The organism is Streptomyces lunaelactis (assembly GCF_003054555.1).
Lineage (GTDB): Bacteria > Actinomycetota > Actinomycetes > Streptomycetales > Streptomycetaceae > Streptomyces > Streptomyces lunaelactis.
In genome coordinates this window covers 3,072,670-3,095,154 of record NZ_CP026304.1, presented here as the reverse complement: position 1 = coordinate 3,095,154, position 22,485 = coordinate 3,072,670, and the positions used below count along the sequence as shown (strand labels likewise).

Annotated in this window: 19 protein-coding genes; 13 read left to right on the top strand and 6 right to left on the bottom strand. The window is 69.8% G+C overall.

Annotated elements, in window-relative coordinates:
• Nucleotides 1-10: 10 nt before the first annotated feature.
• From SLUN_RS13920 to SLUN_RS13875, 11 genes are all read left to right on the top strand, one after another.
• Nucleotides 11-1,045 (top strand): NAD-dependent epimerase/dehydratase family protein, encoded by a 1,035-nt coding sequence (locus SLUN_RS13920; RefSeq protein WP_218929499.1) that lies wholly within the window; start codon nucleotides 11-13, stop codon nucleotides 1,043-1,045.
• Between the two features lie 13 nt (nucleotides 1,046-1,058).
• On the top strand, nucleotides 1,059-2,486 hold the full coding sequence (locus SLUN_RS13915) for an activator-dependent family glycosyltransferase (RefSeq protein ID WP_108148790.1): 1,428 nt from the start codon (nucleotides 1,059-1,061) through the stop codon (nucleotides 2,484-2,486).
• On the top strand, nucleotides 2,486-3,763 hold the full coding sequence (locus SLUN_RS13910; protein ID WP_108148789.1) for an activator-dependent family glycosyltransferase: 1,278 nt from the start codon (nucleotides 2,486-2,488) through the stop codon (nucleotides 3,761-3,763). Before SLUN_RS13915 ends, SLUN_RS13910 begins: the two co-directional genes overlap by 1 nt.
• A 20-nt stretch (nucleotides 3,764-3,783) precedes the next feature.
• Nucleotides 3,784-5,085 (top strand): activator-dependent family glycosyltransferase, encoded by a 1,302-nt coding sequence (locus tag SLUN_RS13905; protein WP_108148788.1) that lies wholly within the window; start codon nucleotides 3,784-3,786, stop codon nucleotides 5,083-5,085.
• Between the two features lie 6 nt (nucleotides 5,086-5,091).
• Entirely contained in the window at nucleotides 5,092-6,369 is a 1,278-nt protein-coding gene (locus SLUN_RS13900; RefSeq protein ID WP_108148787.1) for an activator-dependent family glycosyltransferase, read from the top strand.
• Nucleotides 6,370-6,423: 54 nt separating this feature from the next.
• The gene (locus SLUN_RS13895) at nucleotides 6,424-7,713 is read left to right on the top strand and encodes an activator-dependent family glycosyltransferase (RefSeq protein WP_108148786.1); all 1,290 of its coding nucleotides are present in this window, start codon (nucleotides 6,424-6,426) and stop codon (nucleotides 7,711-7,713) included.
• Entirely contained in the window at nucleotides 7,713-8,471 is a 759-nt protein-coding gene (locus SLUN_RS40470; RefSeq protein WP_218929498.1) for a glycosyltransferase family protein, read from the top strand. Before SLUN_RS13895 ends, SLUN_RS40470 begins: the two co-directional genes overlap by 1 nt.
• A complete protein-coding gene (locus SLUN_RS40465; RefSeq protein WP_218929497.1) occupies nucleotides 8,462-8,983 on the top strand; it encodes a glycosyltransferase in 522 nt (173 codons plus the stop codon). Before SLUN_RS40470 ends, SLUN_RS40465 begins: the two co-directional genes overlap by 10 nt.
• Before the next feature lie 20 nt (nucleotides 8,984-9,003).
• A complete protein-coding gene (locus tag SLUN_RS13885; protein WP_108148785.1) occupies nucleotides 9,004-10,278 on the top strand; it encodes an activator-dependent family glycosyltransferase in 1,275 nt (424 codons plus the stop codon).
• A gap of 330 nt (nucleotides 10,279-10,608) precedes the next feature.
• Nucleotides 10,609-11,295, top strand: a complete 687-nt coding sequence (locus SLUN_RS13880; RefSeq protein ID WP_108148784.1) for a YqeB family protein — start codon at nucleotides 10,609-10,611, stop codon at nucleotides 11,293-11,295.
• A 157-nt stretch (nucleotides 11,296-11,452) separates the two neighbouring features.
• On the top strand, nucleotides 11,453-13,354 hold the full coding sequence (locus tag SLUN_RS13875; RefSeq protein WP_159100249.1) for an AfsR/SARP family transcriptional regulator: 1,902 nt from the start codon (nucleotides 11,453-11,455) through the stop codon (nucleotides 13,352-13,354).
• Between the two features lie 92 nt (nucleotides 13,355-13,446).
• On the opposite strand, the gene SLUN_RS13870 is transcribed toward SLUN_RS13875, so the two are convergent.
• The 3 genes from SLUN_RS13870 to SLUN_RS13860 form a co-directional block, all read right to left on the bottom strand.
• Nucleotides 13,447-14,952, bottom strand: coding sequence for a cation:proton antiporter (locus tag SLUN_RS13870; protein ID WP_108148782.1), 1,506 nt, complete (start codon nucleotides 14,950-14,952; stop codon nucleotides 13,447-13,449).
• Nucleotides 14,949-15,548, bottom strand: coding sequence for a flavin reductase family protein (locus SLUN_RS13865; RefSeq protein WP_108148781.1), 600 nt, complete (start codon nucleotides 15,546-15,548; stop codon nucleotides 14,949-14,951). Before SLUN_RS13865 ends, SLUN_RS13870 begins: the two co-directional genes overlap by 4 nt.
• Nucleotides 15,549-15,617: 69 nt before the next feature.
• The gene (locus SLUN_RS13860) at nucleotides 15,618-16,847 is read right to left on the bottom strand and encodes a class I SAM-dependent methyltransferase (RefSeq protein WP_108148780.1); all 1,230 of its coding nucleotides are present in this window, start codon (nucleotides 16,845-16,847) and stop codon (nucleotides 15,618-15,620) included.
• 282 nt (nucleotides 16,848-17,129) lie between these two features.
• On the opposite strand from SLUN_RS13860, the gene sbnA reads away from it, so the two are divergent.
• The gene (gene sbnA / locus SLUN_RS13855) at nucleotides 17,130-18,206 is read left to right on the top strand and encodes a 2,3-diaminopropionate biosynthesis protein SbnA (RefSeq protein ID WP_108148779.1); all 1,077 of its coding nucleotides are present in this window, start codon (nucleotides 17,130-17,132) and stop codon (nucleotides 18,204-18,206) included.
• Nucleotides 18,200-19,189 (top strand): 2,3-diaminopropionate biosynthesis protein SbnB, encoded by a 990-nt coding sequence (sbnB, locus tag SLUN_RS13850; protein WP_108148778.1) that lies wholly within the window; start codon nucleotides 18,200-18,202, stop codon nucleotides 19,187-19,189. Before sbnA ends, sbnB begins: the two co-directional genes overlap by 7 nt.
• An 81-nt stretch (nucleotides 19,190-19,270) precedes the next feature.
• Here sbnB and SLUN_RS13845 read toward each other — a convergent pair whose 3' ends face one another.
• The 3 genes from SLUN_RS13845 to SLUN_RS13835 all read right to left on the bottom strand — a co-directional run bounded on the left by SLUN_RS13845 (nucleotide 19,271) and on the right by SLUN_RS13835 (nucleotide 22,480).
• Nucleotides 19,271-20,293 carry a Gfo/Idh/MocA family protein gene (locus SLUN_RS13845; protein ID WP_108148777.1) on the bottom strand — a complete coding sequence of 341 codons (1,023 nt, stop codon included), beginning with the start codon at nucleotides 20,291-20,293 and terminating at the stop codon, nucleotides 19,271-19,273.
• A 63-nt stretch (nucleotides 20,294-20,356) separates the two neighbouring features.
• Nucleotides 20,357-20,983: a dTDP-4-dehydrorhamnose 3,5-epimerase family protein gene (locus SLUN_RS13840; RefSeq protein WP_246339700.1), complete on the bottom strand. Its 627-nt coding sequence runs from the start codon at nucleotides 20,981-20,983 to the stop codon at nucleotides 20,357-20,359.
• A gap of 63 nt (nucleotides 20,984-21,046) precedes the next feature.
• Nucleotides 21,047-22,480: an NDP-hexose 2,3-dehydratase family protein gene (locus tag SLUN_RS13835; RefSeq protein ID WP_218929496.1), complete on the bottom strand. Its 1,434-nt coding sequence runs from the start codon at nucleotides 22,478-22,480 to the stop codon at nucleotides 21,047-21,049.
• Nucleotides 22,481-22,485: the final 5 nt, after the last annotated feature.

Here is a 22,485-nt window from a genome sequence, read left to right as displayed (position 1 = left end):
AGGGGGACCAGTGCCAGGTCCTGGAACGGACAACCTGATCACCGTGCTCGGTGCGTCGGGTCTGCTGGGCACCGCCGTCAGCAGGCAGCTCGCGAGCAGACCCGGACGGCTGCGGCTCGTGGGCCGCAGGCCGGTGACCGTACCCGAGCAGCCCGTCGCCGACGTCGAGGAACTGACCCTCGACCTGACCAGGCCCGGTGCCGTCGCGGAGGCGGTCGCCGGATCCGACGCTGTCGTCCACCTGGTGGCGCACACCGGGGGCCCCGGCACCTGGCGGGTCGCCGACGGGGACACCCTCGCCGAGCGCGTCAACCTCGGCCTGGTGCACGACGTGCTCGACGCGGTCAGGGCCGGTCGTACGGCGCCGCAGCCCGCCCTGCTGTTCGCGGGCTCCGTCTCGCAGGCGGCCCGGATGCCGGCGACGGGTGCCGGGGACACCCCTCCCGACCAGCCGCCCACCGCGTACGACCGCCACAAGCTCGCCGCCGAGCGGGCCATCGAGGCGGCCACTGCCGAGGGCATCGTCCGCGGCAGCACCCTGCGCCTGTCGACCCTCTACAGCCAGGGCACCGACAGCACCGACCTGGACCGGGGCGTGGTGTCGAGCATGATGCGGCGCGCCTTCGCCGGCGAGCCGCTCACGCTGTGGAACGGCGGCCGGGCCAAGCGGGACTTCCTCGGCGTGGACGACGCCGCCGCCGCTTTCACCGCTGCGCTGGACGGGCTGGATGCGGTCAGCGGGCGGCACTGGGACATCGGCACCGGTGAACGCACCAGCGTCGCCGAGCTGTTTACGTACATCGCCGAGACGGTGGCCAGGCACACCGGGAAGCCGCAGGTCGCGGTCGAGGAGACCGACCCGGCCGAGTACGCGATGCCGACCGACGAGATCGACTTCGTTCTCACCGAGTCCGGATTCCGGCAGGCGACGGGCTGGCGCGCCCAAGTGCCGCTGAGTGAAGGCCTGGACGGGCTGGCCGCCGCCGTGGCACACCAGCTGCCGGGCGCGGCGCGGCAGTTGCCGGGTACCGGGAACAGGGTCTAGGGGGCCGTACGGCATGCGAGTTCTGTTTACGACCACACCGGACAAGAGCCTCTTCCAGCAGATGGTGCCGCTGGCCTGGGCGCTGCGCACCGCCGGTCACGAGGTGCGGGTGGCCTGCCAGCCCTCGTTCGCCGACACCGTCACCCAGGCCGGCCTCACCGCCGTACCGGTGGGCAACGAGCGGTCCGTCTGGCGGCTGCCGCAGCTCACCCCGGAGCACACCGAGGCCGAACGCGACGGCCTCGGCTTCCCGTACAACGCCGCGGAGCGCGCACCGGAGGACCTGGACTGGACCACCATGCTGGAGGGCTATCAGCGCGTCGTCGGCCGGTGGCACAAGAGCGACAACTTCCCCGTGACCGCCGACCTGGTGGCCTTCTCCCGCGCCTGGCAGCCGGACCTGATCCTCTGGGAGCCGCTCTGCTACGCGGGTGCCATCGCAGCCAAGGCGTGCGGCGCCGCGCACGCACGGCTGCTCTGGAGCATCGACGTGCTCGGGCTGACCCGGGCCCGCTTCCTCGACCTCAAGCGGCAGCAGCCCCAGAGCGAGCAGGCCGATCCGCTCGCCGACTGGCTGGGCGGCTACGCCCGCAAGTACGGCGGCGAGTTCAGCGAGGACATGACGACCGGGCAGTTCAGCATCGACCAGTTCCCCTCCTCGCTGCGGATGACCGCCCCCGGCCACCGCTACATTCCGATGCGGTACGTGCCGTACGGCGGGCCGGTGTCGGTCCCGGCGTGGCTGCGGGAGCCGCCGACCAAACCCCGGGTCGCCCTGACTTTGGGTATCGCGGCGACGAACCGGTTCGCCGGTCATGTCGCCAACGTGCCCGACATCCTGGACTCGTTGGCGGATCTTGACATCGAGGTCGTCGCCACCCTCGCGCAGTCGGAGCAGGACAAGCTGACCCGGATACCCGACAACGTCCGGGTGGTCAGTTACGTACCGCTGCACGCCCTCGTCCAGACCTGCGACGCGGTCATCAACCACGCAGGGCCCGGCACCTTCCTCACCACGGCGATCAGCGCCGTGCCGCAGGTCGCGGTGCCGTGGGACTTCGACGAACCGGAGCTGGCCAGGCGGGCGGCGGCACAGGGCAGCGTCGTGGCGCTGCGGGCCGACCGCGCGACCGGGGAAGCGGTGCGCGAGGCCCTGCTGAAGGTGCTGTGCGAGCCGGGATACCGGACGGCTGCGGCCCAACTGGGCGCGCAGTTCCACGCGTTGCCGACGCCGAACGAGCTCGTGGTCCGGCTGGAGGAGCTGACGGAGAAGTACCGGACGCCGGAGAGCGCAGGCTTCCCGTCCTCGGTGGGTGCGGATCTGCTGTCGCTCGCGGGGGCGGGCCTCCCGTCGGGTGCGGGCCTCCCGGAGTCCGAGGCTGCGGGCTTCGCGGAGGCCGAGGGTGCCGACTTCGTGCCGGCCGCCGGTGTGGGGTCCTGATGCGGGTGCTGTTCGCGGTGAACCCGCACAAGAGCATCTTTCAGTATCTGGTGCCGATGGCGTGGGCGTTGCGTACGGCAGGTCATGAGGTACGGGTGGCCAGCCAGCCGTCGTTCGCCGACACCATCACCCGGGCCGGGCTGACCGCCGTGTCCGTCGGACGGGACCACGTCAGGCTCCTCGCGGGCCGTACCGTCGCCGACGAGTCCGCCGCCCGGGGGCGTGCCGGGATCGAGGCTCCGTACGACGCGTTCGACGACCCGGCGAAGGCAAACTGGGAGTACCTGTCCACCGGCATGGCCGAGACCGTCCGGGCACGGCACCACCTGTCGAACTTCCCGATCGTCAAGGACCTGGTGGAGTTCGCGCGGCAGTGGAAGCCCGACCTGGTGGTGTGGGATCCGCTGACGTACGCGGGTCCGATCGCGGCGAAGGCGTGCGGCGCGGCCCACACCCGGCTGCTGTTCGGGATCGATGTCTTCGGCGGCGTACGGGACGTGTACCTACGGCTCAAGGAGCAGCAGCCGGAGGGCGAGCGGGTCGATCCCCTCGCCGACTGGCTGGGGGGCTATGCGCGCAAGTACGGCGGCGAGTTCACCGAGGACATGGCGTCGGGGCACTTCACCGTCGACCAGTTTCCGCGCAGCCTCCAGGCGGTGGCTCCGGGGGTGTCGTACGAGCGGATGCAGTACGTCGGTTACGGCGGGCCGGCGGTGGTTCCGGGATGGCTGTGGAAGGAGCCGGAGCGGCCCCGGGTGGCGCTGACGATGGGGCTGAGCGCGACGGACGTGTTCAGCGGCTACACCATCGATACGCAGGAGGTGCTGGATTCGCTGGCGGATCTGGACATCGAGCTGGTCGCGACCATTGCGGATTCCGAGAAGGCCAAGTTGCGCCGGATACCGGACAACGCGCGGCTGGTGCCCTTCGTACCCATGCACGTTCTCGCGGAGCGGTGCAGTGCGGTGATCCACCATGCGGGGGCGGCGACCCTCGCCACGTTCGCACGGCATCCGGTGCCGCACCTCTCGCTGCACTACCACTTCGATCAGCCCTTCCTGGCAAAGAAGTTGACGGCCCACGGCGCGGGCTTGGATCTGCACACCAGTGAGGTGACGGGCCCGTTGCTGCGGGACCGGCTCCAGCGTCTGCTGACCGAGCCGTCGTTCGCGGCGCGGGCGGCGGACCTGCGCGACGAGATGTTGGCGTTGCCCACTCCCAACCAACTGGTGCCCCGCCTCGAAGAGTTGACCGACCTCCACCGCACCGCCGGCTGACCGAGGGAACACGACACACCATGCGAGTTCTGTTCACCACCTATCCGGAGCGCACGCACTTCCTGCTGATGGTGCCGCTGGCCTGGGCGCTGCGCACGGCGGGCCACGAGGTGCGGTTCGCCAGCCAGCCCAAGTTCGCCGACACGATCACCCAGGCCGGACTGACCGCCGTACCCGTCGGAAGCAACCGGGACCTGTGGCAGATCCTGTCCCGGGATCCGGGCTGGCTCGGCCCGATGGAGCAGGGCGGCATGCCGATGCCGTACGACGTGACCGGCCGGGAGCCCGAGGACATCTCCTGGGAGTACCTCAGCGAGGGTTTCACCCGGCAGGTCAGGCGCTGGCACATGGCCAGCAACCTGCCGATGGTTGCCGACCTGGTCGCCTTCGCGCAGGCGTGGAAGCCGGACCTGGTGATCTGGGACCCCCTCACCTACGCCGGATCGGTCGCCGCGAAGGCGTGCGGCGCCGCGCACGCCCGGCTGCTGTTCGGCACCGACATGTACGGGGTGACCCGCGACCACTTCCTGCGCCTCGCCTCCGACCAGCCCGAGGAGGACCGCATCGACCCGATGCGGGAGTGGCTGGAGGGGCACGCCGTGAAGTACGGGGCCACCTTCGACGAGACCATGATCACCGGCCAGGTCACCATCGACCTCGTCCCCGAATCCTTGCAGCAGCGCGCCAACCGCACCTACCTCCCCCTGCGGTACGTCCCCTACGGCGGCCCCGCCACCGTCCCCGCCTGGCTGCGTACCAAGCCCGCCAAACCGCGGGTGGCCCTCACCCTCGGGCTGAGCACCACCGGGCACGGCGGGGAGTACGCCGCCGGGGTCCAGGACATCCTCGACGGGCTTGCCGACCTGGACATCGAGGTCGTCGCCACCATCGCCGAGTCCGAGCAGACCAAGCTCACGCGCATCCCGGACAACGCCCGCGTCGTGTCCTTCGCACCGCTGGACGCGCTGGCCGCCACCTGCGACGCCGTGATCCACCACGCGGGATACGGAACCCTCGCCACCACCGCGCTGCGCGGGCTGCCGCACCTGATGCTGCCCTGGGACAACGACGGCCCGGCCCTCGCCGAAGCCGTCAGCGTGACCGGGGCGGGACTGGTGCTCAACCCGAAGGAGACCACCGGCGAAGCAGTCCGCGACGCCGTGCTGCGGCTGCTGTCGGAACCGGGCTTCCGCAAGGGCGCCGAGGCGCTCCGGGGCACCCTCCTGGACATGCCCACGCCCAACCAGCTGGTGCCCGAACTGGAGCAGTTCGTGGCCTCGCACCAGAAGACCCAGACCCAGACCCAGAAGACAGGGGAGTAACGGACCGTGCGAGTCCTCTTCGTCGCCAACCCCGAGAAGGCACACGTGCTCGCCATGGTGCCGCTGGCCTGGGCGCTGCGCACCGCCGGTCACGAGGTGCGGTTCGCCAGCACCCCCTGGTTCGCCGACACCCTCACCCAGGCGGGCCTCACCGCGGTCCCGGTCGGCCGGGACTCCGACCTGTGGGACCAGCTCCGCCGCGCCATGCCCAATGGGGAGTACCGGCCGGAATTCGGCCTTCCGGCGCCCTACGACGTCGTACAGGACCCGGAAAGGGTCGACTGGGCGCAGCTGCGCGACGGCTACGACCACATCGTGCAGTCGTGGCACCGGCCGGCCTGCTTCCCGATGATCAGCGCGCTGGTGGAGTTCGCGAGGGCGTGGCAGCCGGACCTCGTGCTGTGGGAGCCGCTGGCGTTCGGCGGGCCGGTGGCCGCCAAGGCGTGCGGCGCCGCGCACGGCAGGCTGCTGTGGAGTTACGACGCCTTCGGCGAGACCCGCGAGCACTTCCTGCGGTTGAAGGAACAGCAGCCGGAGGGGGAGCGTTCGGATCCGCTTGCCGAGTGGCTGGGCGGCTATGCGCGCAAGTACGGGGGGGAGTTCAGCGAGGACATGACCACCGGGCAGTTCACCGTCGACCAGCTCCCGGCGTCGCTCTCCGGGGAGAGCGCGCTGCCCAAGGTGCGCATGCGGTTCGAACCGTACGGTGGCCCCGCCGTGGTGCCCCGCTGGCTGTGGTCCGCGCCCGCGCGTGCCCGCGTCGCGCTCACCATGGGGGTGAGCGCCACCGACCACGGCGCCGGATACACGATCAGCATCCAGGACGTCCTGGACTCCCTGGCCGACCTGGACATCGAGGTCGTCGCCACCATCGCGGAGTCCGAGCAGGCCAAGCTCCAACGGGTCCCGGACAATGCCCGGTTGGTGAGTTACGTACCGCTCCAGGCGCTCGCGGCGACCTGCGACGCGGTCATCCACCACGCGGGCTTCGGCACCTTCCTGACGATGGCCCGCCACCATCCCGTGCCGCAACTCCTGCTGCCCTGGGACTTCGACGGTCCCGTGCTCGCGCGCAAGGCGCAGGAGCAGGGCGGCTCGCTTGTCGTACGGGCCGACAGGGCGACCGGCGCTTCGGTGCGGGAGGGCGTGCTGAGGCTGCTGTCCGAGCCGGCGTTCCGGGAACGGGCTGCGGCGCTGCGCGAGGAGATCGAGTCAACTCCCGGTCCGCACCAGGTGGTTGAGCAGCTGGAAGAACTCGTGGCCGCGCGCCGCGTCGCCGCCTGACCCTGAAACCCCACCCCACCCCCACCCCCACCACCGGCAAGAAAGGAAAGCGCTGTGCGCATCCTGTTCACCGTCAACCCAGGGACGAGCATCTTCCAGGCCATGGTCCCGCTGGCGTGGGCGCTGCGTACGGCGGGCCACGAGGTGCGGTTCGCCAGCAGGCCCGGGTTCGCCGACGAGATCACCCGGGCGGGCCTGACCGCAGTGCAGGCCGGACGGGACTTCGACCTCGGACGGGTCCTGGAGGCGGCGGGCGAGAACCTGTTCGAGGCCGCCAGGTCCGGTCTGCCCGCCCCCTGGGACGTCGCGCACGCACCGGAGAAGGCGACCTGGGACCACATGCTCAAGGGGTACGAGCAGACCGTCCAGGATGTCGAGAAGCCGGAGAACTTCCCGATCATCGGGGGGCTCGTGGAGTTCGCCCGGCAGTGGAAGCCCGACCTGGTGATCTGGGAGCCGCTGTCCAGCGCGGGCGCCATCGCGGCCAAGGCCTGCGGCGCCGCGCACGCCCGCATCCTGTGGGGCATCGACGTCTTCGGGGTGGCCCGCGAGCACTTCCTGCGGCTGAAGGAGCAGCAGCCGGTGGAGGAGCGGTCGGATCCGCTCGCCGAGTGGCTGGGCGGCTATGCGCGCAAGTACGGCGGCGAGTTCAGCGAGGACATGACCACCGGGCACTTCACCATCGACCAGTTCCCCCGCACCCTCCAGGCTGAGGCGCCGGGGCTCGACTACGAGCGCATGCAGTACATCCCGTACAACGGCCCCTCCGTCGTCCCCGACTGGCTGTGGCAGAAGCCGACGCGGCCCCGTGTCGCACTGACGCTGGGGCTCACGGCGACCGACATCTTTGACGGCTACACCGTCAACACCCAGGAACTCCTTGACGAGTTGGGCGGTCTCGACATAGAAGTCGTCGCCACCATCGCGGACTCCGAGAAGGCCAAGCTGCGCCGGATACCGGACAACGCCCGGCTGATCCCGTTCGTGCCGCTGCACGTCCTCGCGCCCACCTGCGACGTGGTCATCCACCACGCGGGCCCCGGCACGCTGGCCACCGTGGCGCGGTACGGGGTCCCGCAGGTGGCCATTCCGTACAGCTTCGACGAACCGCTCTTTGCGCAGAAACTCGCGGACGCCGGCGCCGCCGTGTGGATACCGAACAGCGAGGCCACCGGGAGCGCCATCCGGGACCAGGTGCTCAAGCTGCTCCAGGACCCTTCGTACGCGGAGGGGGCGGCGCGGCTGCGCGACGACATCGAGGCGCTGCCGACACCGAATGAACTGGTGCCCAGGCTGGAGGAGTTGACGGCCAAGTACCGGTCTCCGATGGGTGTGGGTGCCTGATGCGGGTGCTGTTTGCGGTGAATCCGCACAAGAGTGTCTTTCAGTATCTGGTGCCGATGGCGTGGGCGTTGCGTACGGCAGGTCATGAGGTACGGGTGGCGAGCCAGTCGTCGTTCGCCGAGACCATCACCCGGGCCGGGCTGACCGCCGTGCCCGTCGGCAGGCGCCGCGACCTCAACAGGCCCCTGGAGATGCTCGATTCGCAGGTGATCGCCGACTCGCGCAAGGGCCTTCCCCAGCCCTGGGACGTGGCGGACGACCTCTCCCTCGCCACCTGGGAACACCTCCTGGAGGGCTTCACACTGGCCACGGACTCCTGGCGGGAGGAGAACTTCCCGCTCGTCAACGACCTGGTGGAGTTCGCGCGGCAGTGGAAGCCGGACCTGGTGGTGTGGGACCCGTGGACGTACGCGGGTCCGATCGCGGCGAAGGCGTGCGGCGCGGCCAGTGCCAGGATATTGTTCGGGGCGGACGTCTTCGGGGTGGCCCGTGCGCACGTCCTGCGGTTGAAGGAGCAGCAGCCGGTGGGGGAGCGGGCGGATCCGCTGGCGCAGTGGCTGGGGGGCTATGCGCGCAAGTACGGCGGCGAGTTCACCGAGGACATGGCGTCGGGGCACTTCACCGTCGACCAGTTTCCGCGCAGCCTCCAGGCGGTGGCTCCGGGGGTGTCGTACGAGCGGATGCAGTACGTCGGTTACGGCGGGCCGGCGGTGGTTCCGGGATGGCTGTGGAAGGAGCCGGCGGCCCGGTGGCGCTGACGATGGGGCTGAGCGCGACGGACGTGTTCAGCGGCTACACCATCGATACGCAGGAGGTGCTGGATTCGCTGGCGGATCTGGACATCGAGCTGGTCGCGACCATTGCGGATTCCGAGAAGGCCAAGTTGCGCCGGATACCGGACAACGCGCGGCTGGTGCCCTTCGTACCCATGCACGTTCTCGCGGAGCGGTGCAGTGCGGTGATCCACCATGCGGGGGCGGCGACCCTCGCCACGTTCGCACGGCATCCGGTGCCGCACCTCTCGCTGCACTACCACTTCGATCAGCCCTTCCTGGCAAAGAAGTTGACGGCCCACGGCGCGGGCTTGGATCTGCACACCAGTGAGGTGACGGGCCCGTTGCTGCGGGACCGGCTCCAGCGTCTGCTGACCGAGCCGTCGTTCGCGGCGCGGGCGGCGGACCTGCGCGACGAGATGTTGGCGTTGCCCACTCCCAACCAACTGGTGCCCCGCCTCGAAGAGTTGACCGACCTCCACCGCACCGCCGGCTGACCGAGGGAACACGACACACCATGCGAGTTCTGTTCACCACCACCCCCGAGAAGACCATCTTCATGAGCATGGTGCCGCTGGCCTGGGCGCTGCGCACAGCGGGCCACGAGGTGCGGTTCGCCAGCCAGCCCAAGTTCGCCGACACCATTACTCAGGCCGGGCTGACCGCCGTACCCGTGGGCCGCGACAGCGACCTGTTCCGGGTGGCGCGGACGACCCCCGAGCTGCTGGAGGAGGCCCGCGCCGGGCTGCACTCGCCCTGGGACGTCGCGCAGGACCCGTCGAAGGCCGTCTGGGAGCCCATGCGGACCGGGTACTGGGACGCCGTCGAGGAGGGGCACAAGCCGGAGAACTTCCCGATGGTGGCCTCCCTGGTGGAGTTCGCGCGGCAGTGGAAGCCCGACCTGGTGGTGTGGGATCCGCTGACGTACGCGGGTCCGATCGCGGCGAAGGCGTGCGGCGCCGCTCACGCCCGGCTGCTGTTCGGGGTGGATGTCTTCGGGGTGGCCCGCGAGCACTTCCTGCGGCTGAAGGAGCAGCAGCCTCAGGCGGAGCGTTCGGATCCGCTTGCTGACTGGCTGGGCGGATATGCGCGCAAGTACGGCGGTGAGTACACCGAGGACATGGCGTCGGGGCACTTCACCATCGACCAGTTCCCGCGCAGCCTCCAGCTGGAGGCTGAGGGGCTGCACTACGAGCGGATGCGGTACGTCCCCTACAACGGCGCTGCTGTGGTGCCCGGTTGGCTCTGGAAGAAGCCCGCGAAGCCGCGGGTGGCACTCACCATGGGGATGAGCGCCACCGACCTGTTCAGCGGCTACACCTTCGGCCTCCAGGACGTACTGGACTCCCTGGCCGACCTGGACATCGAGGTCGTGGCCACCGTCGCGGACAGCGCGCGGGCCGCTCTCCGCGAAGTACCGGACAATGCCCGCCTCGTGCCGTACGTGGCGCTGCACGCACTGGCGCCGACCTGCGACGCGGTCATCCACCACGCGGGCCCCGGCACACTGGCCACCGTCGCCCGGCACGGGGTTCCCCAACTCTCCCTGCCCTACAGCTTCGACGAGCCGCTCTTCGCGTCCGCCCTCACCGCGTACGGCGCGGGGCTGCACATCGAACCGGAGGCGACCAGTGGCGGTGCGGTCCGGGCGCAGGTGCTGCGGCTGCTCGGCGAACCCCGCTTCAGGGCCGGTGCGGAGAAGCTGCGCGACGAGTTCGCGGCGCTGCCTTCGCCCAATGAACTCGTACCGAGAATAGGTGATTTGACGGCCCGTCACAAAGGTGGTGGCTGACCCCGTGTTCGTACGGAAGTGCGGAGAATGTGCTGATGGGGCCGCTTGCGGCGTGGGCTGCCGGCCGTTGGAGGATGATAAAGAAAGTGTGCGTGAAGTCGCCCTTCGAGTAAGGTCAACAAGGACTGCTGGACATGACTATCCGGAAGTCGCTCGCACTCGGCTGCTCATCGACGCGGGCGTGCAAGGTGCGGCTGGTGCCAGCAACCGGGGGCCTCCGATGGCCAATTGTGTGCGGATGGCCACGGCGGCTTTCCGTACGGCAGGCCACAACCCCCCACGAGCGAACGGATGGATTGATCCACCTTGAAGGAAGAGCAGAACGCGAGATTGGACGAGCCCAGTGTCCTGGGCCAGTCGAATCGGGAGACGGTGCTGGCCGGCGCCGCCTTCCTGGTGCTGGGTGCCGGACTCGGATGGCTCGTCAAGATCGCAGCAAAATGGATGGTCTCCCTGCCCTGGGCGCCGATGCAGGGGCCCGCGGAGCTGGTGACCTCGTTCCCCGAGCCCGGACTCACGATCGGAATCGCCTGCCTCGGCGGTCTGATCGGGCTCGGCCTGGTGCTCTACGGGCGCTACGAGGACCTCTCCGTCACGGTGGCGGCCGACAGTGTCACGCTCACCCGTAAGGGACAGTCGTGGCAGGTTCCCGGCTCCGGCATCGCCCTGGTCTTCATGGACGACAAGCAGTTCGTCCTGCTCGGCCACGACGGGGGCGAACTGGCCCGGGAGAAGTGCGACGTGGACAGCAAGCGGGTCGTCGCCGCCGCCAAGGGGCATGGTTACGCGTGGGCGGAGAAGGACCCGTACAAGGACGCGTTCCGCAGGTGGGTCTCCGGCATGGCCGGCATTCCCGAAGGTGCGAATGCACTCCTCAAGGCGCGGTCTGTCGCGCTGGAGAAGGGATCCGACCACGAGCAGCTGCGCGAACTGAGCGCAGACCTGGGCAAGTTGGGGATCGTCGTGCGCGACGAGAAGAAGAAGCAGTACTTCCGGATGTCAAACGCCACTTCCTGACAGCCGAGTTGGTGGAGGGCGGGTATTTCCCAGGGCCCGTCGGAGGAATCCGGCGGGCCCTGTCGCAATAGCTTGAACATGCTTGAACACGACGCGGGGGTGTCACGTGTTGAATGCTTCGTTGGACGTTTCGTTGGATGTTTCTCTTCTCGGGTCTGTGGTGGCGACCAGAGGTGATCACCGGATCGAGCTCGGATCGCCGACCCAGAGAACGGTGTTCGCCGTGCTGGCCGCGAACGAGAACCGTGTGGTCAGTAGGCACGAACTAGTACGTGCGGTCTGGGGTTCGGACGCCTCCGAGACCGTGATGAACAGTGTGTATACGTACATCGCCAGGCTCCGTAAGTGCCTGGAGCCCAGCCGGGCCCGGTTCACGCAGCCCGAGGTGCTGGTTTCGGACAGTCTCGGATACATGCTCAGCGTCCCTGCGGAGCGTGTCGACACACGGCGGTTCAGTACGGCCCTGAGCGCGGCCCGTCGGCTGCGCGCCGACAACGACACCGAACGGGCCGCCGCCAAGCTGGAGGAAGGCCTCGCGCTGTGGCGCGGCACGCCGTACGCCGGCACGGTGGGCACCTTCGTGGCGTCCGAGCGCATCCGGCTCGCGGAGACCCGGCTGCTGGCGATAGAGGACCACGCCGAACTGCTCCTGGAACTCAACCGTCCCGCGCACGCGATCGGTGAACTGTCCGCGCTTGTCCACCGCTACCCGCTGCGCGAGCGGCTGCGGCTGCTGCTGATGCGCTGCCACGTCGAGCTCGGCCAGCACGCCGACGCCATCGGCGAGTACCACGCGCTGCGCACCAGGCTCGCGGAGGATCAGGGCATCGAACCCGGTGAAAGCCTACGGGAGTTGTACGAGCAGGTGCTGCAGGCCGGCCGCCCGAGCACACCGCGGCCGGCGCGGCGGGAGAGCGCTGCCGCAGCTCCCCGGGCGGACAAGGGAGACGGGGGGCGCCGGGCCGACGGGGCCGCGAACATCTTCGTGCCGTCGCAGCGGACCGCATCAACGGTGCGTCAACTGCCGCGATCGACTGGCTGGTTCATCGGGCGTACGGCCGAACTGGGCTGTCTGGAAGCGATGGTGGCTCAGGCCGACGAGGCCGGCGAATCCGCGCTGCTGCTGCTCACCGGTAGTCCGGGAGTGGGCAAGACGACACTGGCCACGCAGTTCGCCCGTACCCTGGCGGGCCGGTTCGCCGACAGTCAGTACCACCTGGATCTACGCGCGTTCTCAGCCAGCAGCGCACCGCGCAGCGCGTCCTTCGCACTGCGGCGGCTGAACGCCACGCTCGGCGGCCGGCCCGCGGCGCCGGGCCTCGACTCCGAGACCGAGTACCGCAGCCGGGTCGCGGACCGCGAAATGCTGCTGATCCTGGACAATGCGACCTCCGTCGAGCAGGTCAGGCCCCTGCTGCCCGGAACCCCCGCCAGCCTGGTGATCGTCACCAGCCGTTGGGGCCTGTCCGGGCTCATCGCGCAGGACGGCGCGCGCCGCTTCGTGGTGGAGCCCCTGAACCGGGCGGACGCACTCCTGCTGTTCACCGGGATCGTGGGCGAATCCCTGGTGGCGCGGCACCGCGACGAGGTCGAGCACCTCATCGAGGCGTGCGAGGGACTGCCGCTGGCCCTGCGCATCGCGGCGACGCAGATCAAGATCTCCCCGTTTCCCCGGGGGGCCGTCGAACGCCTCCGCACCGACGACCTGAGCACGGCCCTCGCCCTGCCCGGCGACGCGAACTCCACGCTGAGCACCGTCTTCGGCTGGTCGTACTCAGGGCTCCCCGCCGAGGCCGCGCTGATGTACCGGACGCTGGGCCACCGCCCCTCGCCCGAGATCAGTCTGACCGCTGCCGCGACACTGAGCGGCATGGGTGCGGCGGACAGCCGCAGGGCGCTGGATGTACTCGTCGACGCGAGCCTCCTGCGCGAAGTGGCCCCGGACCGCTTCCGGATGGGCGCCCTCCTGCACGCACACGCACGCCGGGTGGCGGAGGCGGCCACCGGGAACGTCCAGGGGCGGTCGGCGGGTGCCGGTGGGGGAGTGTCCCCGGGGTAGTGTCCGCCGTAAGGGCATCCGCCGTGCAGGCAATCGGCGGAGGGCGTCCGGCGGAGGAGCGTCCGGCGGGGATCGGCCCGCCGGACGCTCCCTCAGCGCTGAGCGCTTTGGCGTGACGCGTTCGGCACAGGCCGCGCGGCGGGTTCCTCACCGCTCGCAGTCCGGGCCGGTTCGGTGGTCCTGTCGTCCGGTTCCGCGGTACCGGCCGGCTTTCCGTCGGTGCCGCCGTCGGGGCCACCCGCAGGGCTGCCCAGGCGTGGCATGACGATGCCGGTCAGGGCCGTGGTCAGTACCGCCAGGAGTACCAGCATCGTGAAGCAGGCCGTGTTGATGAGGCCCGCCTCGTAACCGATCTTGGCGACGATCAGTTCCGTGACCCCCCGGCAGTTCATGAGGATGCCGAGCTGGAGCGACTCCCGCGCCGGGAGCCCCGCCAGCCGGGCCGCGCCGCCCGCGCCCAGCAGCTTGGCGAGCTGGGCGACCACCAGCATCAGCGCGAACACGCCCCAGATCGCCGGGTCGGAGCCGAAGACGCCGACGGACGTCTGGAGGCCGATGCCGGCGAAGAACAGCGGCAGCAGGATGAGCAGGGTGAAGCTCCGCAGCTGCGTGGTGATCCGGTCGATCACCGGTTCGTTCCGCGGCACCACGGTGCCGAACAGGAAGGCGCCGATGACCGGGTGGAGGTGCATCACCTGGGTGAGGATCGCGTAGCAGACGGCACCGATGACCAGCACGATCGTGAGCGCCCGCATCGACAGCCTCGGCACCAGCAGGACGAGCAGCGGACGTACGCCCAGGAAGGTCAGCACGCCCAGCGCGCAGACCCAGCCACCGGTCCGCAGGAGCTGCCCGGGGTCCTCGGAGCCGGTGAGCACCACCGTCAGCGCGAGCCAGGCGAGGCCGTCGCCCATGGCGGCACAGGTCATCGCCAGGCTGCCGACCGGGGTGCGGTCCATTGTGAGGTCGACCAGGATGCGGGCGAGTACGGGTACGGCCGTGATGGCCAGCGCCAGGCCGACAAAGAGGGCGTACTGCGTCGTGGTCGCCTTCTCGCCGATCAGCATCGGTGCGAAGAAGAGCGCGAACGCCGCACCGCACACGAAGGGCAGCGCCGTGCCGCCGACGAGCGTGGCGCCCAGCGGGCCCTGGTTGCGCAGCCGGCCCGTACGGACCTCGCAGCCGATCAGGAACATGAAGATGATCAGGCCGAGCTGGGCGACCTTGTCGAGGTTGTCCAGTACGCCGGGCGGGAAGAGCTGGGCGCTGGCCTCCGGCCACAGCAGGCCGAGCGCCGAGGGGCCCAGCGCCAGGCCGCCGAGTATCTCCCCGAGCACCGGCGGCTGCCCGATCCGGTTCATCAGCCCGCCCAGGCAGTGGCTGACGAACAGGATCACGGCGACGGTGAGCAGGAAGCGGGTGAGCGGATTGGCCCACAGAGTCCCCTCGCCGCCCTCGAACAGCCCGGTGAGACCGAGGAAGAGACCACAGCCGGCGAGCACGCACAGACTGACCCACAGCCGCCGGGCGGTGTACGACCGGTCCGCAACCGGCGCGGAGGCCGCCTCGGCCACGGTGTCCGCCTCGGGCACGGTCATCGGCTGCCCGCCTCTGCGCCCCTGACCTCCGCGGCCTCGGTGGGGTGCAGGCCGAGGAAGCCCCGCCTGCCGTACAGGAGCGGCCGGCCCACCCCGTTCTCCACGCTCATGACCCGCCCGAAGACGGCCACGTGGTCACCGATCACCACGGTCTCGGCGATCTCGCACTCGGCGACGGCGTACGCGTCGTCGTGCAGCCAGGGCAGCCCGTACGTCGGTGTGGGGCGCCAGGCGGTCCGCTCGAACCGGTCGGGCCGGGTCGAGGCGAACACGCTGGCGGTGCCCGTGCCGCCCTGGTGCAGCAGATTTACGGCGAAGGTGCCCTGGGCCCGCAGCGCGGCCAGGGTGCCGCTGCGGGACTCCAGGCAGACCTGGAGCGTGGGCGGGGAGAGGGTGACGCTCGTCAGCGAACTGCACGTCAGGCCGTGCGGTCGGCCCGAGGGGTCGACGGCGGTGACGATCGAGACGCCCGTGAAGTACGAACTCATGAAGTCACGGAAGGCGAGCGAGGTCCCTCCGTTCTCCTCGGCCCCCGGTTCGGCTCCGGGGCCGCGGAGGACCGCGGTCCCGGTCCTGTCGCCGTTCACGTGCCGCATTTCAGTCTCCACAAGTCTTCTCTCCCCGCCGTCGATTCCCCTGATCCGACTGGATGTTGTGCTGCCCCGCTACGAGATGCGGACGTCGGGCACGTAGAGGATCCACTTGCCTCCCGCGTCCCGGAACGCCTGCTCCTTGGCCATGATTTCCTCGGCGTGGTTCCACGCGAACAGCAGCGCGTAGTCCGGGTAGTCGGCCGCGAAGTCCTTGGGCGTCCGCACCGGGATGTGGGTGCCCGGGGTGACCCGGCCCTGCTTCGCCGGCGTCGTGTCGCAGACGTAAGAGACGAGGTCGGGAGTGATGCCGCAGAGGTTGGTGACCGTGGCGCTCTTGGCCGTCGCGCCGTAGCCGACGACCGTCTTGCCCTCGTCCTTGAGGCGGCGCAGCAGCGCCGTCAGGTCCTCGCGGATCCGGGTGACGTTGTTGCCGAACTCCTGGAGCGTGGCCAGCTCGCCGAGCGCGCCCTTCTCCTCGGAGGCCAGCAGCCCGGCAACGGCCTCGGAGGGCTTGCGCTCACCGGCCGGTGCGAGGGTGTAGCGGACCTCGCCGCCGTGCACGGTGAGGCGCTCCACGTCGACCAGTTCGAGGCCGCTGCGACGCGCCATCTCGCCCACCGAGCGGGCCGTGAAGAAGAAGAAGTGCTCGTCGTAGACCTGGTCGAAGGAGGTGCGCTCGACGATGTCACCGAGGTACGGGTCCTCGAACACAAAGACACCGGTCGGCTTCAGCAGTGCGCGCACCCCGGCCAGGATCGAGTCCATGTACGGGATGTGGCATAGGGTGTTGGCCGCGTAGATGACGTCGGCCCGGCCGTCCTCGGCCGCGATCTCCAGGGCCGTCGCCTCCTCGAAGAAGGACTTGCGGACCCGGATGCCCTTGGCGGCGGCCAGATCGGCGACGCCACCGGACGGCTCGACGCCCAGGTGCCGGACGCCGGCCTCGGCCACGGCCTTGAGCATCACCCCGTCGTTGCAGCCCAGTTCGACCACGAAGGGGTCATCGGACGTCAGCTCGGTCGCGAGGAGCTGCTTGGCGAGACCCTCGAAGTGGTCACGCATGAACGAGGAACCGGAGGAGACATACGGGTACTCCTCGTGGAACATGCGGTCCCGGGGCACCTCCTCCATGAGCTGGACCATGGTGCAGCCGCTGCACAGACCCACCGCGAGCCGGAAGAAGAACTCCGACCCGTGGTCGGCGTCGGGCGCGGGGAAAGCGTCGGACAACGGCTGCTGACCGAAGTCGAAGAACTCATTGACCTGGTCACCGCAAATGCGGCACTGCGAGGTGCTCGGCATGGAATCTCCTGAATGGCGCGGATGAATGGCGCGGACGCCGGTCCGCGGATAAGCCGTCGGGAAATCCGCCTGTTTTGACACGCGGGCCACTCCAAAGCGGATGGGCTAAATTCTTTGCCGAAGTGGCGTCCCGGGGGAAGTGCGCGAATTCGAATTCTGTCCCGCTGGCGGGACAACCGCCGCAAGGGTTCCGCAAGAGGCCGTCAGGTCTTGACTCGTGCCGGAAAAGCCCAGATACGGTAATCGAAAACCATTGGTTCACATGACAGGGGCGACAAGCGCATGGGGGAACCGCACGTCAAGGGAATCCTCTCGGCCGTCGGGGGTACGCCTCTGGTCGAGCTGGAGAAACTGGCGGCAAATTTCGACTTCCGGGTCTTCGCGAAGGTCGAGCGCTTCAACCCGGGCGGCAGCATCAAGGACCGCCCGGCGCTCAACATGCTGCTGGCGAAGGTGCGCGCCGGAGAGCTGGTGCCCGGCAGGCACACCGTCATCGAGTCCAGCTCCGGGAATCTCGCCGTCGGCCTCGCACAGGTCTGCTGCTACTTCGGGCTGCGCTTCGTGTGCGTCGTCGACGCACGCACGACCGAGCAGAACCTCGCGGTGCTGCGCGCGTACGGCGCCGAGGTCGAGGTCGTCACGGAACCTGACCCGGCCTCGGGCGAGTACCTCCCCCAACGGCTGTACAGGGTCGCCCAGTTGGCGGCCGGGACGCCGTACTCGTACGTGCCCGACCAGTACGCCAACCCGCGCAACACCGAAGCTCACCTGACGACGATGCGAGAGATAGACCAGGCCCTCGACGGCCGGGTCGACTACGTCTTCTGCGCCGCCGGCACCACCGGGACACTGGGGGGCTGCGCGGCGTACGTGCGCCAGCGCGGCCTGCGCACCAGCGTCGTCGCCGTCGACGCGGTGGGCAGCGTGCTGTTCGACTCGCCCGTCTCGTGCTCCCGGCTCATCCCGGGGCACGGCACCTCCGTGACGCCCTCGCTGTTCGATCCCACGGCGGCCGACCACGTGGTGCACGTCACCGACCTGGAGGCGGTCGTCGGCTGCCGCCGGCTGGTGCGCCGCGAGGCGCTGCTCGCCGGAGGCTCGTCGGGTGCGCTGGTCGCGGCCCTGGAGAAGATGGCGCCCGCCGTCAAGGCCGGGTCCACCGTCGTGCTGGTCCTCCCGGACGGCGGCGACCGCTATCTCGACACCGTCTATTCCGACACCTGGGTACGCCGCCACTTCGGCGAGGTCTCGCACCTGTGGGCGGAGCCCGTGGGACCGCCGTACGGCAGCAGCCCCGAACCCTCCAGCATTACTGACATCCCCGACATTCCCGACGCCAAGGAGACCATTTCGTGCTGATCATCGGACACCGTGACGTACGCCACGTCCTGGAGGGCCAGGAGGACGCGGTCCTCGCGCTGGTGGGCGACACCTACCGGCTCCACGAGGCGGGGAGGACCGCTGTGCCGCACTCGGTCTTCCTGCGGTTCCCCGACAGCCCCCGGGACCGCATCATCGGCCTGCCCGCGTACGCCGGCGGGGAGCAGCCGGCGGCGGGCATGAAATGGATCGCGAGCTTCCCCGGGAACGTGGCCCGGGGCAAGGAGCGGGCCAGCGCGGCGATCCTGCTCAACTCCATGGAGGACGGCGGCCCGCGGGCCTGTGTCGAGGCGTCCGTGATCTCCGCACGGCGCACCGCCGCCTCGGCGGCCCTCGCCGCCGTACAGCTGGTGACCGAGCCCGAGCCGTACGGCATCGCGCTCGTCGGCTGCGGGCCGATCAACCGCGAGGTGCTGCGCTTCGTGAAGGCGGCCCTGCCGTCGATCCGCGAGGTGGTCGTCTTCGACCTGGACGCCGACCGCGCGGCGGACTTCGCGGCGCGTGCGGGGGAGGGGCATCCGGACCTGAGGTTCGTGCTGACGGAGAGTGCTCAAGACGCGCTGGGTGCACACCAGTTGGTGTCCCTGGCCACCACGGCGGGCGAGCCCCACATGGACCTGTCGGCGTGTGCGCCGGGCGCCACGGTGCTGCACGTCTCGCTGCGCGACCTGACGGTCGACGCGATACTCGGGGCCCAGAACGTCGTCGATGACGCCGACCACGTGTGCCGCGAGCGCACCTCGCTGCACCTCGCCGAACAGGCCACCGGTGGGCGGGAGTTCATCGACGCGAGCATCGGGGAGCTGCTGTCCGGGGAGTCCGGCTTCCGGCGGGATCCGGAGCGGGTCGCGGTCTTCTCCCCGTTCGGGCTCGGCGTGCTGGACATCGCGCTGTCCCAGTGGGTGTACAACGCGTGCGAGCGCGAGGAGTTCGGGGTTCGGGTGGAGGGCTTCCTGCCGTAACTCTTCAACTTCCGTCACGCGAAAGCCTCCGGGACCCTCCCTCTTCAGGTGGTCCGGGAGGCTTCTGCGTTGCGCGGGTGTTCAGATCGCCGTGTGGTACGCGACCCGCTGGATCTGCTGGATCAGGGCCGCCTGCCGCAGCGTGCCCTCCTGGTGCTCCCGTACGCACCGCTCGCCCAGGACCGCCTGCACAAAGGTGTCGACGATGTTGGCGAACTGGTCGTCGGCCGGCAGCGTCCGCTCCTCGCTGTGGTCCTGCCGTTCGATCCGCAGCACCGGCTGGTACGTCGGCGGCGGGGTGAAGGCGCGGTCCAAGGTGAGCCGTCCCGTACTGGCGGACAGGCTGTAGCTGTTGCCGTAACTGTGCTCCATGCCGAAGGTGAGCTGGGCGGGGATGCCGTCGGGCGTGCACAGCAGCACGCTGCCGGACATCGCGACCCGGTGCTCCTCGTGGTGGCGGAACACGGCGCCCACCACCCGCAGTTCCGAGCCGAGGAAGTACTGCGCGGCGCGCACGGGGTAGCCGCCGAAGTCCAGGAACGGGCCGCCCCCGACCTCGCTCTGGTACCGGATGTCACCGGCCGGCTTGGGCGGGATCGTGAACGTACTGGAAAATCCGCGCAGTTCGCCGATCGCGCCGTCGGCGAGGGTCCTGCGCACCGCCTCGTGCTGGGAGTGGTGCAGGAACATGTAGTTCTCCAGCAGCACAAGACCGCTGGCGCGGGCCAGTTCCACCAGCCGGACGGTCTCGGCGTGGCTGCCGGTCATCGGCTTCTCGACCAGGACGTGCTTGCCCGCCCGCAGCGCCCTCTCCACCCACTCGGCGTGCAGCAGGCCGGGCAGCGGGATGTACAGCGCGTCGAGACCGTCCTGGTCGAGGAGGCTCTCGTAACCCTCCAGGGGGACGCCGCCGAAGCGGTCGGTGAACTCCACGGCGGAGCTCTTGCTGCGGCTGGCTATCGCCGCGATCTCCACCGCCGGGTTGCCCGCCATGGCCGGAAGGGTGCGCCTCCAGGCGATGTCGGCGCACCCCATGACGCCGATGCGCAGTCTGTCGCGCGTTTCTTGGGCGCGCGTTTCTTGGGCGCGCGTATCTACGGACATGGAAGAACTCCGCTCAGCAACATGGGACGGTGGGCGACGGCCGGCCCTCCGCGGGGCAGGGGATCAGAGGCCGGCCGGGCGCTTCGCCAGTGCCGCGTAGTGGGCGAGGCAGTCCTCGTAGGACGGCAGCATGCCGAGGGCCTGCGCCTCGGACAGGGTGGGCGCCGTGGCGTCCTTCTCGGACATGACCGGCGGCTCCGCGAGGTTCCAGGGGATGCCGATGTCCGGGTCGAGGGGGTTGACCTCGATCATCGTCCCGGGGACGTAGGCCTCCGAGCAGAGGTAGTTCATGCATGCGTCGTCCGTGAGGGTCAGGAAGGCATGGCCGATGCCGTCGGCCAGGTACACCGCCATGCCGGACTCCTCGTCCTGCGGCGTCACGTCGTACATGCCGAAGGTGGGGGAGCCGACCCGCAGGTCCACCGCCACGTCAAGCACGGCGCCGCGCACACAGGTGACCAGCTTGGCCTGGCCCGGCGGCAGCGAGGTGCTGTGGATGCCGCGGACCGTGTTGCGGCGGCTGAGCGAGTAGTTCGCCTGCCCCACGACAAAGGGGTAGCCGACGATGTCGGTGAGGACCTCGGCCCGGAACGCCTCGAAGAACCAACCGCGCTTGTCCGGGTACTTGTTCGGGGCGATGCGGTACGCATCCCGAATGTTCATCTCGGTGACGTGTGCTGCCTCAAACATTCCGACCAGCTTCCGAAAGTGATGGCGTACGACGTGAGGGGGTGAGAGGCGCTGGTACTGGTATCAGCGCAGGCTGTACAGGCAGGTGAGCAGGGACCGGGCCTCGACGTTCAGGTAGTGGCCGTGCCACAGCAGGTCCATCAGCTGACGCACCGTCACCCACCGGAATTCTGGCGGCACATCGAGGGGGAAGTCCTCCTGTGCCTCCAGGATCTGGTAGCGCGTCAGTGCGTTGTAGAACCGGCCGCCCTCCTCCGAGAGCACCTGGTCGTACCGGGAGGTGACCGCACCGGCCCGCAGCACGTCCCGCAGGAAGGGCTCGGACACGTCGTCCAGGTCCTGCCCCGGGAGCAGGTGCACGGTGGGGGCCATCTCCACCTGGTCCATCAGCCCGTACTCGGGCCGGGCCCGCACCAGCAGGTGCAGCACCCCGTCGATGGGACGGGTCAGGAACGCGGCATGCGCCTGGCCGTACGGGTGCAGCAGCGGCTGGGTCCAGCCGGCGACCTCGCGGGTGTTGGCCGCGACCTCCACCGCGATGATGCGGAAGTCCTTGCCGCCGCCGCCGGCTTCGGCGATCTCCCGGTCGTTGCGGGTCCAGCCCGCCACCTCGTTCATGGGGACCAGTCGCGCCGACCACTCGCACCGGGTCTTGGCCTCGGTGAACCAGCTCAGGATCTCGCGCTGGGTGTGCAGCGCGTGCCCGCCGCCGGTCCCGCCGCCGTCCGCCGTTTCATCCTTGTACGAGCGGACCAGCGCCGCACCGAAGGCGTCGACCGGAGCGGTCTCAGCCTTGTCGGGCAGCGCGAAGGACATGCAGGAGAGCACCGTCCGCGCGTCCATGTTGAGCAGGTTGTCCCGCTGGGTCAGCTCGCGGACCTGGGCGAGCGTGAGCCAGACGAAGTTGTCGGCCAGCGGCACGTCGCCGGTGGCCAGGACGACCATGTTCCGGTTGCGCTTGCGCCAGAACCAGGCGCCCTGCTCCGACTGGAGCACGTCCACCAGCACCTGGTCCCGGTCGGGCCCGACGAACCGCTCCAGGTAGCGGGTCACCTTGCCCTTGTGGACCTGGGTGTAGTTGCTGCGGGTGGCCTGCACGGTGGGCGACAGCTGGATGGTGTTGACGTTCCCTGGCTCCATCTTCGCCTGCATCAGGCAGTGCAGGACCCCGTTGAACTCCTTGACGACGATCCCCAGGATCCCGATCTCGGGCTGGTGGATGATCGGCTGCGACCGGACGTCCCGGCTGCCCTCGCGGGCCCGCAGACCCTCGACGGTGAAGAACCGGCCGCTGTCGTGGCCCAGGTTTCCCGTCCTCGGGTCGAACGCCCAGGAGTCCAGGCGGTCGAAGGCAATGCGCTCCACCGAGAATCCGCCCGAGCGCAGCCTCTCGTCCCACCACCGGTGGAACTCTGCCGAGGAGGTCAGGGAAGGTCCGTCGGCCTCCCGGCGTGCGGCGGCGTACCCGTGCGGGCCGGGCTCCACGACGTGTGTCACTTGGG